This window comes from Caulobacter henricii (assembly GCF_001414055.1).
GTDB lineage: Bacteria > Pseudomonadota > Alphaproteobacteria > Caulobacterales > Caulobacteraceae > Caulobacter > Caulobacter henricii.
On record NZ_CP013002.1, the window covers coordinates 221,740 to 236,513 of the forward strand.

Annotated in this window: 14 protein-coding genes and 1 pseudogene; 4 read left to right on the forward strand and 11 right to left on the reverse strand. The window is 67.3% G+C overall.

Annotated elements, in window-relative coordinates; translation table 11 throughout:
• Position 1 precedes the first annotated feature (1 nt).
• The 3 genes from AQ619_RS00990 to AQ619_RS01000 all read right to left on the reverse strand — a co-directional run bounded on the left by AQ619_RS00990 (position 2) and on the right by AQ619_RS01000 (position 3,052).
• On the reverse strand, positions 2-505 hold the full coding sequence (locus tag AQ619_RS00990) for a YcnI family protein (RefSeq protein WP_062142989.1): 504 nt from the start codon (positions 503-505) through the stop codon (positions 2-4).
• Between the two features lie 8 nt (positions 506-513).
• A complete protein-coding gene (locus AQ619_RS00995; RefSeq protein WP_062142992.1) occupies positions 514-2,586 on the reverse strand; it encodes a TonB-dependent receptor family protein in 2,073 nt (690 codons plus the stop codon).
• A gap of 67 nt (positions 2,587-2,653) precedes the next feature.
• The gene (locus AQ619_RS01000; RefSeq protein WP_062142995.1) at positions 2,654-3,052 is read right to left on the reverse strand and encodes a DUF2946 family protein; all 399 of its coding nucleotides are present in this window, start codon (positions 3,050-3,052) and stop codon (positions 2,654-2,656) included.
• 145 nt (positions 3,053-3,197) lie between these two features.
• Between AQ619_RS01000 and AQ619_RS01005 the strand changes: the two genes are divergently transcribed.
• From AQ619_RS01005 to AQ619_RS01015, 3 genes are all read left to right on the forward strand, one after another.
• Positions 3,198-3,968, forward strand: a complete 771-nt coding sequence (locus AQ619_RS01005; RefSeq protein WP_062142998.1) for a sulfite exporter TauE/SafE family protein — start codon at positions 3,198-3,200, stop codon at positions 3,966-3,968.
• A 70-nt stretch (positions 3,969-4,038) separates the two neighbouring features.
• Positions 4,039-4,698: a PAQR family membrane homeostasis protein TrhA gene (gene trhA / locus AQ619_RS01010; RefSeq protein WP_062143001.1), complete on the forward strand. Its 660-nt coding sequence runs from the start codon at positions 4,039-4,041 to the stop codon at positions 4,696-4,698.
• 7 nt (positions 4,699-4,705) lie between these two features.
• Positions 4,706-5,941: a patatin-like phospholipase family protein gene (locus AQ619_RS01015; RefSeq protein WP_236849511.1), complete on the forward strand. Its 1,236-nt coding sequence runs from the start codon at positions 4,706-4,708 to the stop codon at positions 5,939-5,941.
• Positions 5,942-5,970: 29 nt separating this feature from the next.
• Here AQ619_RS01015 and AQ619_RS01020 read toward each other — a convergent pair whose 3' ends face one another.
• The 3 genes from AQ619_RS01020 to AQ619_RS01030 all read right to left on the reverse strand — a co-directional run bounded on the left by AQ619_RS01020 (position 5,971) and on the right by AQ619_RS01030 (position 9,433).
• Complete coding sequence (locus tag AQ619_RS01020) at positions 5,971-6,291, reverse strand: FmdB family zinc ribbon protein (RefSeq protein WP_062143003.1); 321 nt, start codon at positions 6,289-6,291, stop codon at positions 5,971-5,973.
• Positions 6,292-6,371: 80 nt separating this feature from the next.
• Entirely contained in the window at positions 6,372-7,337 is a 966-nt protein-coding gene (locus AQ619_RS01025) for a lipid A-modifier LpxR family protein (RefSeq protein WP_236849512.1), read from the reverse strand.
• Positions 7,338-7,552: 215 nt separating this feature from the next.
• Positions 7,553-9,433: a ribonucleoside-diphosphate reductase subunit alpha gene (locus AQ619_RS01030; protein ID WP_166504106.1), complete on the reverse strand. Its 1,881-nt coding sequence runs from the start codon at positions 9,431-9,433 to the stop codon at positions 7,553-7,555.
• A gap of 420 nt (positions 9,434-9,853) precedes the next feature.
• Here AQ619_RS01030 and AQ619_RS19270 point away from each other — a divergent pair.
• Positions 9,854-9,940, forward strand: a pseudogene (locus AQ619_RS19270) (hypothetical protein); the annotation flags it as partial.
• Between the two features lie 98 nt (positions 9,941-10,038).
• Here the strand turns inward: AQ619_RS19270 and AQ619_RS01035 are convergent.
• The 5 genes from AQ619_RS01035 to AQ619_RS01055 form a co-directional block, all read right to left on the reverse strand.
• A complete protein-coding gene (locus AQ619_RS01035) occupies positions 10,039-11,247 on the reverse strand; it encodes an OmpA family protein (RefSeq protein WP_062143008.1) in 1,209 nt (402 codons plus the stop codon).
• A gap of 414 nt (positions 11,248-11,661) precedes the next feature.
• On the reverse strand, positions 11,662-13,467 hold the full coding sequence (locus AQ619_RS01040) for a cation:proton antiporter domain-containing protein (protein ID WP_062143011.1): 1,806 nt from the start codon (positions 13,465-13,467) through the stop codon (positions 11,662-11,664).
• Positions 13,468-13,487: 20 nt separating this feature from the next.
• Positions 13,488-13,736 (reverse strand): helix-turn-helix domain-containing protein, encoded by a 249-nt coding sequence (locus AQ619_RS01045; RefSeq protein ID WP_062143014.1) that lies wholly within the window; start codon positions 13,734-13,736, stop codon positions 13,488-13,490.
• 319 nt (positions 13,737-14,055) lie between these two features.
• A complete protein-coding gene (locus AQ619_RS01050; RefSeq protein WP_062143017.1) occupies positions 14,056-14,334 on the reverse strand; it encodes an HPr family phosphocarrier protein in 279 nt (92 codons plus the stop codon).
• Positions 14,331-14,735, reverse strand: coding sequence for a PTS sugar transporter subunit IIA (locus AQ619_RS01055; protein ID WP_062143021.1), 405 nt, complete (start codon positions 14,733-14,735; stop codon positions 14,331-14,333). Before AQ619_RS01055 ends, AQ619_RS01050 begins: the two co-directional genes overlap by 4 nt.
• Positions 14,736-14,774 lie beyond the last annotated feature (39 nt).

Genomic DNA, 14,774 nt, shown 5'->3' on the forward strand with positions numbered 1-14,774 from the left:
ATCAGTGCTGGTGGGTGGCGGGCTGGAGCTCGACCGGCGTCAGTCGAAGGATAGCGGCGGGACGGGACAGTTTCTCGCCCGGGGCGTCAGGGGAGGTCACCTCGGTCCACTGGCTTTCCCCTTTCTCGCAGGTCTGGATCACCGGAAACACCAGGGTATCGCCGGTGGCGGGGAGTTTCATCAGTAGCGCGAACTCGTCAAAGGCCTCGTCGGGCAGGCGGCCGCTGAAGGTCACGGCCGAGGGCGCGGCCTTGGGATCGGCACCGGCCTCGCGCTCGATCTCATAGGTCCAGCCGGGCTTGGGCTGCGGGCGGGCCGAGACAACGCCCGGCGGGATCTCGATCCGGACCTTCAGGGTGACGTCGCCCGCCGAGCAGGCATGACCCACCCGGAAGGCGACGGCGGCATAGGAGCCCGCCCGCGCCGTATCCGGCGCAGCGACCACATGGGCCAGGGCAGGCAGGGGGGCGGCGAGCGCCAGCAGGGCGAGGGCGAACCTGTGCATGGGAACTCCTAGAACTTGCCCGAGACGCCGACGAAGACGCTGCGTCCCTCGCCCGGCCAGAAGGCGGCCGTGTTCTGGACAGTCGCCGCCGTGACGGCCGCCGGATTGGCCAGGGGATTGACGGTGGCGACATAGCGCTTGTCGAGCAGATTGCGCGCATCGAGGAACACCGTCACCCCGTCCCGCACATAGCCGGCCCCGAGTGAGGCGATGGCATGGTCCGGGGCGCGGACCTTGTTGCGGTAGTCGACGAACGGGCCGCGGGGGGACCATTCGAGGGCCGGGGCCACGAACCAGCCGGCCGGGTGCTCATATTTCAGCTCGGCGCGGTACAGGTGCTCCGGCACGATCGGCAGGCTGTTGTCGCCGTACTGGGGGTCGCCCTCGAAATGGAAGTCCGACCAGGCCCAGGTCTGGCGGAGGCGGATGCGCTTGTTGAAGCGCCAGTCGAGGCCGGCTTCCAAGCCCTGGTGCACCGTCTCGTCGGCGTTGAAGGTGGCGGCCGGGTGGGCGGGATCGACCACAAAGGTCAGCAGTTCGTCCTTCAGCTGGGCGCGATAGAGTGCGATGTCCCAGGCTAGGGCTCCCTTGCGGCCGCGCGCACCGATCTCACCGGTCCAGGCTGTCTGGGGCACGACCGGCGCAAAGCCCGCCGCTGCGCTGGGCGAATAGGCCCCAAAATTGGGCGGCTCGACCGAGCGGGTCAGGTTGGCAAACATCTGGCTGTCCTGATCCACCTGGAACAGCAGGCCGAAGCGCGGGGCCAGCCAGTCATAGTCGCGGCGGGCGGTCAGGTCGAAGCTCGAGGCGACCCCGGCCTGCCTGTCGGCGCGATAGTCCCGCTCGGCGGTGCCAAAGGTGGCACCGGCCACCAGGGCGACGCGGGGCGTGACAAAGAACCGGCCCTCGGCAAAGACGTCCAGCGCCTGCGCGTTCTGGCGGGAAAAGGCCTGGGACGGGCCCCGGGAGCCGCGCAGGTTCAGCCACTGCCGGGCGTCCAGATCGCCCGCCCGGTAGGACAGGCCGGCGAACAGGTCGGCGGCGTGGCCGGCGATCTGACCGGTCCAGTCCAGCCGGCCGAAGGCCCCGAAGTTGCGGCTTTCCTGATCGATGACCTGGAAGATCGGGTGGTCGAGGTCGCGCCAGGCCCCATAGACCCCGCCTTCGAGGACGGTGGTGTCGGAGAGCCGCCAGGTAGCCTGCAGGCTGGCCCGGGCATTGCGCATGTTGCGGCCGTAATTATTGGCCAGATTGGCGGCGGCGGCCTTTTCCGGGCTGTTCAGCGCCTGGGCCAGGGTCAGTGAGCCGCCGATCTGCTGGCGCAGGTCCGCGCCGCTGACATACAGGCGCACCTCACGGTCCTCGCCGAAGCTGTGACCGATATTGGCCGACAGCCGGGCGGCGGAGCTGTTGCTCTGCTGACGCCAGCCGTCGCCGTTCATGAGGGTGGCCCCGACGAAGAGGTCACTGTCGCCGAACTGGCGGGCGAGCTCGCCATGCAGGCGGGCGGTGCCGAAGGATCCGGCCTCGACGCGCACCAGATTATCGGCGCCGGCCGTTTTGCCCGTCGGCGTCACGAAATTGATCGCCCCGCCCAGCAGGGCGCCGCCGAAGCGCAGGGCGTTGCCGCCCTTGTAGACCTCGGTATAGCGGGCCAGCAGCGGGTCGATCAGCTGATAGTCGCCATAGCCGTCGGCCTCGTTCAGCGGCACGCCGTCCTGGGCCAGCAGGGTGCCGCGATTATGGTTGGCATTGCCGATGCCCGAACCCCGGATCGACAGGCGGGTATCCTCGCCGAACTTCTTCTGGGCGAAGACGCCGGGCACGTCGCGGACGGTGTCGTTGAGGCCGAGGGCGAAGCGGTTGGCATAGGCTTCCGAGGCGATCACCGCCACGGCGCCGGGGGTTTCCGACAGGCGCTTGCGGGCCAGGGCGACGGCGGGCGGATCCTCCGGATCAGGGCGGGCGGTGACCAGGACGGAATCGACCCGGGTCTGGTCGGTTTCGGCGGCCTGGACGGTGGTGGCCAGACAAAGGGCGGCGGCACCCAGCATGAGGGCGCGGCGGAAGGAACGGGTCATGGTGAAAAGAGTCCTGAAGACGTGACGAGGCGCGCGACGGCTCCAGCCGTGGCGCGGGCTTTTGGGGTCAGGCGTTCAGGAAGGCAGGCGGGCCCTGGCCGGGTGGTCGGGGCGGGGCACGGGCATGACCGCGAACGCCGAGGACGCGCACAACCGCGATCTCAAGGCGGACGGCATAGCGGACGGGCGCAACAGTGACGGCCGGGTCCGTGACGATGGCGGCCGGGGTGGCGGCCACGCACTGGCCGCACTTGAAGCCGCCGAAGATCTTGGCCGGTGTCGGAGGCTCTTCGCCGCCGAGCCTGACCAGCTTGGCCCCCTCGGCGGTACAGATGATTATCGCTTCGCCGCCCTGGGTCGAACGGGCCATGGCGGCGCTCGGGGCCAGGGTCTGAACCAGCACTGCAAACGCCGCCAGCAGGGCGACGAGCAGACCGGGTCCGGATTGTCCACGACGGGCGAGCATGATGAAGGGTCCCTAGGACCTGGCGGCGATACCGTCAATCGGGGGTGATCCGGGGCAGACGTGGCGCGAATACTTAAGGGCGCCGGCCGCCCATCGATTGCGGGCGGTTGGTCTCGCCGGGCCCAAGCTGTTAAGGCTCGCCGCCATGCTGTCCGACCCTTTCTTCTATGCTGTTGCCATCCCGGCCGTGATCCTGCTGGGCCTGGCCAAGGGCGGCTTCTCCGGGATCGGGGTGGTGGCGACCCCGTTGCTGGCCCTGGCCGTCTCGCCGGTTCTGGCCGCCGCCATCCTGCTGCCGATCCTGATCGTGCAGGACGTCGTCAGTGTCTGGGCCTTTCGCAAGACCTGGGACAAGGGCCTGCTGAAGCTGATGTTGCCGGCCGCCGCCGTGGGGATCGGCCTTGGCGTGGCCCTGGCGGCCTTCGTGTCGACGGCCGCCGTCGAACTGGCCGTCGGCCTGATCGCCATCGTCTTTGCCCTGCAGCGCCTGTGGGCCGAGCGGGCGGTCAAGGTCGCCGAGCAGGTCGGGACCACAGCGGGCCGGCCCTGGCTGGGCGTGCTGTGCGGTCTGGCGACGGGCTTTACCAGCCAGATCGCCCATGCCGGGGGACCGCCGTTCCAGATCTATGTCCTGCCGCTGCGCCTGCCGCGCGACCGCTTCATCGGCACCAGTGCCGTCTTCTTCGCGGTGGTCAACTGGATGAAGGTTCCGGCCTATCTCGCTCTCGGCCAGTTGACGCCCGGCGTCCTGGCCACGGCCGGCGTGCTGCTGCCCCTGGCCATAGCCTCGACCTGGGCCGGGGTCTGGCTGGTGCGCAGGGTCCCGGCGGAGGGTTTCTACCGGGTGATCTATGTCCTTTTGGTCGCGGTCGGCGGAAAGCTGGCCTTTGACGGGGTCCACGGACTGCTTTCCTGACGACCGTCCGCCCTTTCGGCGCCATGATCATCGTCGTTCTTACGTCACTTGCTGCGGTTAGACTGGGCCCATGACCGACATTACCACCCACTACCCGACCGCCGGTGCCAAGTGCGCCGACCTGATCGTTCATCTGGCCGGCCTGGCCTGTGCCCTGCTCGGCGGTGGCATACTGCTGGGCCTGGCCTTCGGCATGGGCGACCTGCAGCGCGTGGCGGCGGTATCGGTCTATACGGTCGGCCTGATCCTGATGCTGTCGCTGTCGACGGCCTACAATTTTGCCAAGGCCCGCTGGCGGCCGCTGCTGCGCCGCTTCGACCATGCCGGCATCTTCGTGATGATCGCCGCCTCCTACACCCCCTTCACCACCCAGAACCTGCACGGCTGGTGGGCGATCGGCATGACCTCGGCCGTCTGGACCGTGGCCGGGATCGGCGTGCTGGCCAAGCTGTTTCTGCCGGGTCTCGACAAGCGCTTCTGGGTCGGCCTGTACCTGGCCCTCGGCTGGCTGGTGCTGGTTGCAATCAAGCCGATGATCGACGGCCTGTCCTGGGTGGCTCTGCTGCTGCTGGCCATTGGCGGCGTGGTCTATTCCACCGGTACGGTGTTCTATCTGATGCGCCAGCTGAAGTTCCGCCGCGCCATCTGGCATGGCCATGTAATCGGCGGAGCGGGCCTGCACTATGCCGCCGTGCTGGTCGGGGTGGTGCTGGCCGGTTCGCACGCGTGAGGCCCGCTTGAGCCAACCGCCCGAGCCTGCCCGGAACGCGATTCAGGAGCTGTTCCGCGACCTCAAGATGCCCGACCCCCTCAAGGGCAAGCGGCTCAATGCCCCCCCGGCCGAAAGCCTCGCAAGCATTGTCGGCTTTCCAGGGGTGCGCCTGACCGCCGACCAGGCCGACAAGGCCCTGAACGCGGTCGCCGACCGCCTGGCTCCGACCCGCTCCCTGCTGGGCCGCGACGACTTCAACATCCTGGCCCTGTCAGGTGGTGCGTCCGGCGGGGCCTTCGGGGCCGGCGTGCTGACCGGACTGTCCAAGGCCGGGACGCGACCCGAATTTGCCATCGTCACCGGGGTCAGCACCGGGGCCCTGATTGCGCCCCTGGCCTTCCTCGGCTCGGCCTGGGACGAACGCCTGACCGACGCCTATGTCGGCGGCCATGCGGCCGAACTGCTGAGCCTGAAGGGCTTTGCCGGCGGACTCGGGCCCAGCCTGTTCAAGGGCGAGGGCCTGGAGGCCCTGGTCGCGCCCTTCATCGACGAGGTGGTGATCAATGCCGTGGCCCGCGAGCACGCCCGCGGCCGTCGCCTGCTGATCGCCACGACCAATCTCGACAACCAGAAGGCTACCATCTGGGACATGGGCGCGATCGCGGCCAAGGGCGGCGAGGCTGCCGTACGGCTGTTCCGGGACGTCCTGGTCGCCTCGGCGACGGTACCGGGCCTGTTTCCGCCCAAGATGTTCGAGGTCGAGGCCGGTGGCGAGCGCTATCAGGAGATGCATGTGGACGGCGGGGTGGCCGCGCCCCTGTTCCTGATGCCAGACGCCCTGTTGCACTGGCGCAATCTCGGCCAGCGCCTGCGGCGCGGGCGGGTCTATGTGATCGTCAATACGGTGCTGGAGCCCTTGCCGCGCTCGACGCCGCCGGGTGTGGCCTCGATCATGGGGCGCAGCTTCGAGACCATGCTGCGCTTTTCCTATCGTCAGGCCCTGAGCCTGGCCTCGGGCTTCTGTGCGCGCCACAACCTGCCGCTCAGCGTGACCTCGATCCCGTCGAGCTTCGACGGCCTGAACCTGCTGAAGTTCGATACGGCCGCCATGCGCAGCATCTTCGACGAGGGTGAGCGCCTGGCGGCGGCCAATGCCATCTGGGCCAGCCCCTCGGCCGAGCCCAGCGGCTGGCGCGGCCTGTTTCGCCGCCAGCCGGCCCGGGCCGACAGCGATCCGGGACCGACCGACGTTCTGGACTAGGATGGATGGACGAGGGCGGGCCTCTCGCTTCAGGCCTTCTTCAGCCAGCGGGCCCGCAGCTTGTCGACATTCGGCGGTTCGGCGCGGAAATCGGAGGCCAGACCCAGGCGGGCATTGCACGACGGGCAGCGCACGGAATCGTCGTCGGCCAGGTCGGGCGAAGGGTCAAAACGTGTCCCGCAGGGCTTGCACTTCCAGTCGCCGACAGCCGGCGGCGGCGGGGGTGGCGGTTCAGGCATGACCGGGCGCGTCGGCCGGGCGATGCGCTCCAGCGGCTTGGGGCCTCCGGGAGCGGCGATGCCGCTCTTGAGGCTCAAAATCTTGCGGCGCGGGGGCTCGCTGTCGCTCATGTCTTCGGACGGCTCGTGGACGGGGTCGAGGCTAGCTGCATGATCGCGGCCGGAAACTCAAGCCTTGGCGCAGGCCGCGCCTACCAGTTCGGCTTCAGGCTGAAGGACAGGGCGACCATCGAGTCCTTTTGGGTGGCCATGCCCATGATCACGTCCTTGGCCTTCATCTCGCGATGGATATAGCCGACGGACGCCTGCATCGGCCCCTTGCGCCAGGCCACGCCGGCCTGGGCATCACCGATAAGCTTGCTGTTGACGTCGGCGCTCATGCCGGCCCGGCTCCAGTCGCCGTTCTGGCCGCGCAACATGTTCAGACCCACGGCCCGGCCGCTGGCGGCGGCGAAGACGTACCAGCGTCCGCGCGGACCAAAGGCCTCGTCGCCGTCGCGCAGACCCAGGGAGTCGGTCACGCGATCTTCGATATTCTTGCCCAGACGTACCGTTGCCCCGGCTTCGGCCGAACCGCCGGCGTCGCCAAAGCCAAAGCCGGCATGGGGCGAGACATCCAGGGCGAACTTGCCGGCGGCCAGCTTGACCGCCGAGGGCCAGCCCCGGGTCAGGGTGACGTCGATGTTTTCGGCGTCGAAGGCGTGAGCGTCGGGGCGCACCAGGCTGAGCGGAGCGACGGCGGCATTGCGGGCCACTGCAGCGACCGAGACCCGGACCGAGTCCACGGCACCGCCATCGGATTCGCCGACCACGAAGGCATTTGACCGCCAGCTCACCGGGCCGCGGCCGTCATAGTAGCGATCGGCATCCAGCAGGCGCACATCGCCATAGGTGGCGGCGGGCGAGAGGGCGAACTGGCCTTCGACCTTGGCCTCAGGTGAGGCGATTTCACGCGGGGCGAAGCCGGCGGCGTCGGTCGGACGGACCTCGCGCAGGCTCAGCTTCATGGGCTCAGCGGCGACGGGGGAGACCTTGAACCGGTCAGACTCGGTCTGAACGGGCTTGGCGGCCGCGGGCTTGGCCGGCTTTGCAGACTTGGTGGCCTTGGGCGCGGCCTCGGCAACGGACAGGGACGCGGTCGCCGTGACGGCGGTCACGATCGTCAGACAGAGCGAGGAAAGAGACGTTTCCCTGATCCGCACCTGGATTCCCCAATCCCAATTGACAGGAGCCTATCGCGTTATTTCCGGCTGTCTACCGCGACGAAAGCTCACAGGATTAACAGCCTCGTCCCGAAACTGTTCCCGAAAAGTAAACGGCGGCAGGAGATTGCCTCCTGCCGCCGCTGAACTCTGTCCGGAATCCTCTCTGCCTATTGGCAGGCGAGGCATTCCTCGTAATCGGTCTTTTCGGCGACATCGAAGCCGCCGGAGGTCTCTGCCGCGAACTCGGCACCGGCATAGGAGGCCCGTTGCACCGACTTGGAGCGCAGATAGTAGAGGGATTTGACGCCCCGCTCCCAAGCCTGCCAGTGCAGCATGTGCAGGTCCCACTTGTCGACGTCGCCGGGCAGGAAGATGTTCACCGACTGGCTCTGGCAGATTTCCGGCGTGCGGTCGGCGGCCAGTTCGACCACCCAGCGCTGATCCAGCTCGAAAGCCGTCTTGTAGACGTCCTTGTCGTCCTGGCTGAGGAAGTCCAGATGCTGGACCGAGCCTTCGTTCTCCAGGATCGAACCCCACACCGCATCGGTGTTCTGGCCCTTCTCCTCGAGCAGCTTCTCCAGATAGGGATTCTTGACGGCGAAGGAGCCCGACAGGGTCTTGTGGGTATAGATATTGGCCGGGATCGGCTCGATGCCGGCCGAGGTGCCGCCGCAGATGATCGAGATCGAGGCGGTCGGGGCGATGGCCAGCTTGTGCGAGAAGCGCTCCATCGAGCCCCGGTCGGCGGCGTCGGGGCAGGGGCCCTTTTCCTCGCCGATGGTGATCGACGCCTTGTCGGCCTCGCGGCGCAGGTGCTTGAACATCCGCATGTTCCAGCTCTTGGCCAGGGCGCTCTCGAACGGCACGTTCTGGCTCTGCAGGAAGCTGTGGAAGCCCATCAGGCCCAGACCCACCGAACGCTCGCGCATGGCGGCATAGGCGGCGGTCGAGGCGGCATCGGGTGCGCGGTCGATGAAGTCCTGCAGGACGTTGTCGAGGAAGCGCATGATGTCCTCGATGAACATCGGATGGTCGCGCCACTCGAGGAAGGTCTCGGCATTGACCGAAGACAGGCAGCAGACCGCGGTGCGGTCATTGCCCAGATGGTCGACCCCGGTGTGCAGCATGATCTCGCTGCACAGGTTGGACTGGCGCACCGACAGGCCCAGCTCGCGCTGGTGCTGGGGCATGGCGCGGTTCACGGTGTCGGAGAAGATCAGATAGGGCTCGCCGGTCTGCAGGCGCAGCTCCAGCACCTTCTGCCAGAGGGCGCGGGCATCGACCTCGCGCAGCACTTCATTGGTCTTGGGCGAGCGCAGGCCGAACTTCAGGCCGTCGCGGACCGCGTGCATGAATTCGTCGGTGATCGAGATGCCGTGGTGCAGGTTCAGGGACTTGCGGTTGAAGTCGCCCGACGCCTTGCGGATTTCCAGGAACTCTTCGATTTCCGGGTGGTGGATGTCCAGATAGACGGCGGCCGAGCCGCGGCGCAGCGAGCCCTGGCTGATCGCCAGGGTCAGGCTGTCCATGACGCGGATGAAGGGGATGATGCCGCTGGTCTGGCCCTGGCCCTTGACCTTCTCGCCGATCGACCGGACGCCGCCCCAATAGGTACCGATGCCGCCGCCATTGGCCGCCAGCCAGACGTTCTCGTTCCAGACGCTGAGAATGCCGTCGAGGCTGTCGGAAACCGAGTTCAGGAAGCAGCTGATCGGCAGGCCGCGCTCGGCACCGCCGTTGCTCAGCACGGGGGTCGAGGGCATGAACCAAAGCTGGCTCATATAGTCATAGACGCGCTGGGCGTGGTCGGCATCGTCGGCGAAGGCCGTCGAAACGCGGGCGAACATGTCCTGGTAGGATTCGCCGGGCAGCAGATAGCGGTCTTCCAGGGTGGTCTTGCCGAAGTCGGTCAGCAGGGCGTCGCGCGAGCGGTCCACCTGGACCTTGCGCACCAGGGCCAGTTTCGGCCGTTCAGAGACCTTCATGCCCCCGGTGCGGCCCTGGGGGAGCACCGTCGTCTTCGCCGCTTCACTGCCGTTCATGACCAAAATCCATAATCAATCAGCGAGTTCCGGAGAAGGAAACGCCCCGCCCAGCCGCTACATCTTGTGGCTGAGGTGCCCCCTCAGCCCACATATGGGGCCACAGTGGCTAATGACTCGTCAACGCCCCGGAAGCGAGTTTTTCGTTAACAAGCTGTGAACGCCTCCAACTTAGCGGGCAGGATCAAGGGGTTGCCCGGGCGAACTTTTTTCGGCTGCGACAGACCGTCACAAGGCCCTCCAGGCCCTCCGCCCCCTGACATCGTGATCCGTCCACAGGTCAGGCTTTTGCGGACAGGGGTGGTCCCTATGTAGCCTCGGGCGGCGGAGGCCCGGGCGAGGTCCGATGGGCCGGGCCACAGCAGGCCGGCGCCCAGAAGGAAAGGCTGTCGGCACTTGGGTGCTGATTGAGGTGAGGGAGCCGCCCTGGCCCTTCGACAAGCTCAGGGCGAGGACGGCCGCTGGCCCAGGCGCACTCAGAATCCTTCTCCTGAGCTTGTCGAAGGACGAGGACTTCGGTCGGGCCTGCACCGACACCCAAGGTCAAAGCGGCAAAAGAAAAGGGCCCGGCGTTGCCGCCGGGCCCTTCCCAGATCGTATTGATCCAGATCCTAGAACTTGATCGAGATCGTGGAACGGCGGTTCAGCGGTTCCTTCACACCATCGCCAGTGGCGACGGCCGGGGCGCTTTCACCCTTCCAGTCGACGGCCACGGCCGACGAAGCAACGCCGAGACCGACGAGCGCGTCAGCAACAGCCTTCGCACGACGCTCCGACAGGCGGGCGTTGTACTTCGGCGAGCCCGACGTGTCGGTGTGACCGACGATGATCAGGTTGGTCGCCTTGCCGGCGTTGGCGTAGTTCGCAGCTTCCGAAACCACCGACTGGGCTTCCGGCGTCAGAACGGACTGATCGAACGGGAAGTAGACGATGAACTCGCGAGCCTCAAACGCCGGCGGAGGCGGCGGGGGAGGCGGCGGGGGCGGAGGCGGCGGGGGCGGCGGGGGAGGCGGCGGCGGCGGCGGGGGCGGCGGCGGGGGCGGCGGAGCCGCGAAGGAATAGCGGAGACCCACGGTCACCGACTGGTCCTTGTACTCGCCAGAGAACGCGCCGGGCTGCAGAGCGCCCGAACCCTGCGACTGCCAGCCGTGGTCGTTGGCGGCGCCGAGGTAGCGGTAGGTGACGTCGATGTTCAGCTTGTCGGTCGCCTTGATCGAGGCACCGGCAATGGCTTGCCACGAGATCGACAGATCATCGTCATCAACGGACAGGTTCTGGATGGCAGCATTGCCAGGACCAACGGTGCCGACGCCGCTGAACTGGCCGAGGGCCTTGACGTCCAGACGGTTCAGGCCGAGGCCTGCGCCGACGAAGGGGTTGATCCACGAACCCGGGGCGAAGTCGTACAGGACGTTCGCGAACAGGGTCCAGGAGTCGATCGAGCCGTCCGGCGAGCCGCACTTGGCAGCGGCCGCGGTGCGGATCACGCCGGGGGTGCAGAGACCGCGGGGCTGCTGACGGGCAGCGTTGCCGCGAACCGAGGTCAGGTCGCCGGGGCGATAGCCGCCTTCGAGTTCAGCGCGCCAGTTCGGGGTGAACTGGTAGCCGAGACGAACGAAACCGGTCCAGTCGCTGTCCGACGCCCACTCGTAGTGGTAGGTCGAGCCGTCCGGAGCGAACGCATCGGACTCGGTCTTCAGACCGGTCGGGAAGTGGTAGCCAAGATCGACCGCGCCATACCAGCCGGTCTCTTGAGCGGAGACGCCCGACGCGGCGCAAACCGCAGCCAGAGCGACTCCCGCCAGGAGTTTGAATTTCATATCAAGAGCCCTCTATTGCCCTGCTCCGGCCGAAAACGACCGAGCATCGTTATACCAAGGCGAACGTCCCGGGAAAGTGTCAGCAAAGCCACACTCGTCAGGTTTCGCTGACCTGGATATACGCTCCAGGAAGCCAAACAAGACCGCCCCACAAAATCAACTTCCGAGCGTATCGGCTGAAATCTTCCGCTGAGAGCGCCAGTCTTTTCGTTCGCACGTGAAACCCGGTCGCGCAAGGGCTTGCAACATGAAAAGGCGGCCCATTGTCGCAGTGCGGCCACAGCTATGCTGTTCTTCGCGCATCAGGCGAGATTTTGCCTCAAGGCGCGCCCCTGGTCCCGGTCGCGTTCAGTTCGCACCCCCGTAGCCGGGTGGAGCGGGGTCGAAAGGACCCCTGGGGTGCCGTCAGGGTGTCTAGCGCAGTGTGGCGTCGCGCAGGCGCCGGCGACGGCCGCCGAGGGCGTCAGGTCGGTTGAGGACCTTGCGGTATTCATCCCGCCGCTCATGAATCGAAGCGATGACCAGACCCATCGGCACGCCGATATCGACCAGAACCGCCTCGGACAGCTGCAGGCTGGCCTCGATGGTCTCGGGTACGGCGTCCGTGGCCCCCAGCTCATAGAGGCGGGCCGCATGGCGCGCGTCGCGGGCCCGGGCGACGATGGCGAGGTCCGGGCGCGCCCCGCGGGCGGCGGCGACCACGGCCTCGGCGGCCTCCGGGGCATCCATGGTCACCACCACGGCTCTGGCCGTGGCCAGGCCGCAGCGCTCGAGCAGCTCCAGCCGGGAGGCGTCGCCATAATAGATGCGATGGCCGTTGCGGCGACCCTGTTCGACCAGGCGGGCGTCGCGTTCGACGGCGATCCAGGCCAGGTCGTGGCGGCCGAGCATGTCGCCGACCAGCTTGCCGACCCGGCCATAGCCGATGACCAGGACCTGGCCCGAAGGCTCGGGGCCCACGCGATCCGGCGCGGCCGGCTGACCGCCGTCCGGCGGGGTTTCGCTGATCCTGGCCGCACCGCCCTTGCGGCCGAGCCGGGCCCCGAGCGCGGCCAGTGCCGGGATCAGGAACATGGTCAGGGTGGCCGACACCAGCACGGCCTGGCCGACATCGCGGGGCACGACCTGGGCCCCCATGGCATTGTCGAGGATCACGAAGGCGAACTCGCCCCCGGCCGCCAGGATCAGCGCCGCCTCGGCCGAGGCCTTGACCCCCAGCTTCATGGTCCATCCCAGGCTGAAGACCAGGCCGGCCTTGATCGCCAGCAGGCCCAGGGCGATGCCGAGGATGACCACCGGCTCGGCGACCAGCAGCGACAGGTCCAGGCGAATGCCGAGCGATACGAAGAACAGGCTGAGCAGCAGGCCCTTGAAGGGTTCGATCTTCACCTCGACCTCGTGGCGATACTCGGTTTCGGCCAGCAGCACCCCGGCGACGAAGGCCCCGAGCGCCATGGACAGGCCTGACAGGGCGCTGACCATGCCGGCACCAATGATCACCAGCAGGCAGGCGGCCATGAACATTTCTTCGCTCTTGGCCTTGGCCACCGATTTCAGCATCGGCCGCAGGGCCAGGCGCCCGACCAGGACGATGCCGCCGAGGCCGAGGGCGGCCGGCACCAGGGCCAGCAGGTCCTTCATGGCAAAGGTCCCGTCGCCCTGGCCCAGAATGGTCAGGGTGATCAGGATCGGGGCGACCGCGAGATCCTGGAACAGCAGCACCGAGAAGGTCGCCCGTCCGCCTTCGGAATGCAGGCGGCGACGCTCGGCCAGCACCGGCACGGCAATGGCGGTCGAGGACAGGGCCAGGGCCGCGCCAATGGCCAGGGCCGAGACCGGCGGCTGACCCAGGGCCATGGCCCCCAGGCCCAGGGCGAGGGAGCAGCCGATCACCTGGGCCGCGCCCAGGCCGAAGACCAGCTTGCGCATCAGGCGCAGGCGTTCCCAGGACAGTTCCAGCCCGATCATGAACAGCAGGAAGACCACCCCGAACTCGGCCAGCTGGGCGATCTCGTCCGGATTGTCGACCGTGACATAGTCCAGCCACGGTGCCACGCCTATGAACCGGCCGAGGCCGTAGGGCCCCAGGATGACGCCGGCCAGCAGGAAGCCGAGGATCGGGTTGAGCTTCAGGCGCTTGAAGAGCGGCGCGACGACGCCTGCGGTGGCCAGGAACAGGACCAGGTCCTTGTAGTCCGCTGGTGAAACCTCGTGCGGCACGCTTGCTCCTTCCGATCGCTCTAGGCTGGCCTTTGCAAACGAACGCCTGGACCCGCTGTTTCGGCCACAATCAATTCGACGCCACCGGCCTCCAGGGCCGTGATCAGGAGGCGTTCGGTGCTGGGATGCAACGCATGACGCCCGGTTTCGAAGTCCTTGACCGTGCTGCGCGAGACGCCCGCCTGCTCGGCGAGCTCACCCTGCGACCAGTTGAGCAGTCCGCGGGCACCGCGACACTGGGCTGGCAGAAGCTGTTTTACCTTGAACATAGATGGGCTCCTATGTCACCCATTTTGGCCGATTACAACCTAAAACGCTGACTTGACTCAGGCCTGCATCCCGGCAGTCCCGACCTGCGAACCGCGAACTCCAACCGTTCTGTAAAAGCCCATGGCCTCGAACACCTCGAAACCGTGGAAACCGGGCCGGCCTTCGCTCGGATTGATCAAATAGAGAGACTTCGCCAAGAGAGCTTCCCGCAACGCACCAGTCGCACTGGCAATGATGGTGCTCAGGTTCTGGCAGAACGGGCTACAGTCGCGGGAGGGCGCGAGAGAAAGAACCGGCGGGACCGTCGCCGGCGGGAGATTAGCGCTCTTCGTCGAACCGGTTTGCGACCAGCTCGCAGAGCGCTTCCAGGGCGGCCTCGGCCTCGGGGCCTTCGGCGGCGATATCGATGGTTGAACCGATGCCGGCGGCCAGCATCATCAGGCCCATGATCGAGCGGGCATCAACGCAGGAGCCCTCGCGGCTGACCTTGACCTCGGCGTCGAACCCGGCCGCCATCTTCACGAACTTGGCCGAGGCCCGGGCGTGCAGGCCCCGTTCATTGACGATTTCGACCGTCCGCTCCGCCATGCGACTCATTTTTCTCCAGCCAGCACATAGGAGGCCACGGAGATGTATTTCCGTCCAGCCTCCTGGGCATGGGCGACGCAGGCCTGCAGGGTCTCGCGCTGGCGGACGCTGGCCAGCTTGATCAGCATCGGCAGGTTCAGCCCGGCGATCACCTCGGCCCGCGTCTGTTCCATCACCGAGATGGCCAGGTTGCTGGGTGTGCCGCCGAACATGTCGGTCAGCAGGATGACGCCGCTGCCGCTGTCCACGGCGGCGCAGGCCTTCAGGATGTCGGAGCGGCGCCGCTCCATGTCATCTTCCGGACCGATGCAGATCGCCTTCACCGCGGTCTGCGGGCCGACAACATGTTCCATGGCGGAGACGAACTCCTCCGCCAGACGCCCGTGCGTAACGATCACGAGCCCGATCATGCCTGATTTCTCAACGGGATCCCCATTACCCGTAGCGGC

What these genes read in the sequence shown, in the direction of transcription:
- AQ619_RS00990 (WP_062142989.1), bottom strand. Translation starts at nt 505, where the DNA reads ATGCACAGGTTCGCCCTCGCCCTGCTGGCGCTCGCCGCCCCCCTGCCT.
- AQ619_RS01055 (WP_062143021.1), bottom strand. Translation starts at nt 14,735, where the DNA reads ATGATCGGGCTCGTGATCGTTACGCACGGGCGTCTGGCGGAGGAGTTC.
- AQ619_RS01045 (WP_062143014.1), bottom strand. Translation starts at nt 13,736, where the DNA reads ATGTTCAAGGTAAAACAGCTTCTGCCAGCCCAGTGTCGCGGTGCCCGC.
- AQ619_RS01005 (WP_062142998.1), top strand. Translation starts at nt 3,198, where the DNA reads ATGCTGTCCGACCCTTTCTTCTATGCTGTTGCCATCCCGGCCGTGATC.
- AQ619_RS01020 (WP_062143003.1), bottom strand. Translation starts at nt 6,291, where the DNA reads ATGAGCGACAGCGAGCCCCCGCGCCGCAAGATTTTGAGCCTCAAGAGC.
- AQ619_RS01000 (WP_062142995.1), bottom strand. Translation starts at nt 3,052, where the DNA reads ATGCTCGCCCGTCGTGGACAATCCGGACCCGGTCTGCTCGTCGCCCTG.
- AQ619_RS01035 (WP_062143008.1), bottom strand. Translation starts at nt 11,247, where the DNA reads ATGAAATTCAAACTCCTGGCGGGAGTCGCTCTGGCTGCGGTTTGCGCC.
- AQ619_RS01050 (WP_062143017.1), bottom strand. Translation starts at nt 14,334, where the DNA reads ATGAGTCGCATGGCGGAGCGGACGGTCGAAATCGTCAATGAACGGGGC.
- AQ619_RS00995 (WP_062142992.1), bottom strand. Translation starts at nt 2,586, where the DNA reads ATGACCCGTTCCTTCCGCCGCGCCCTCATGCTGGGTGCCGCCGCCCTT.
- trhA (WP_062143001.1), top strand. Translation starts at nt 4,039, where the DNA reads ATGACCGACATTACCACCCACTACCCGACCGCCGGTGCCAAGTGCGCC.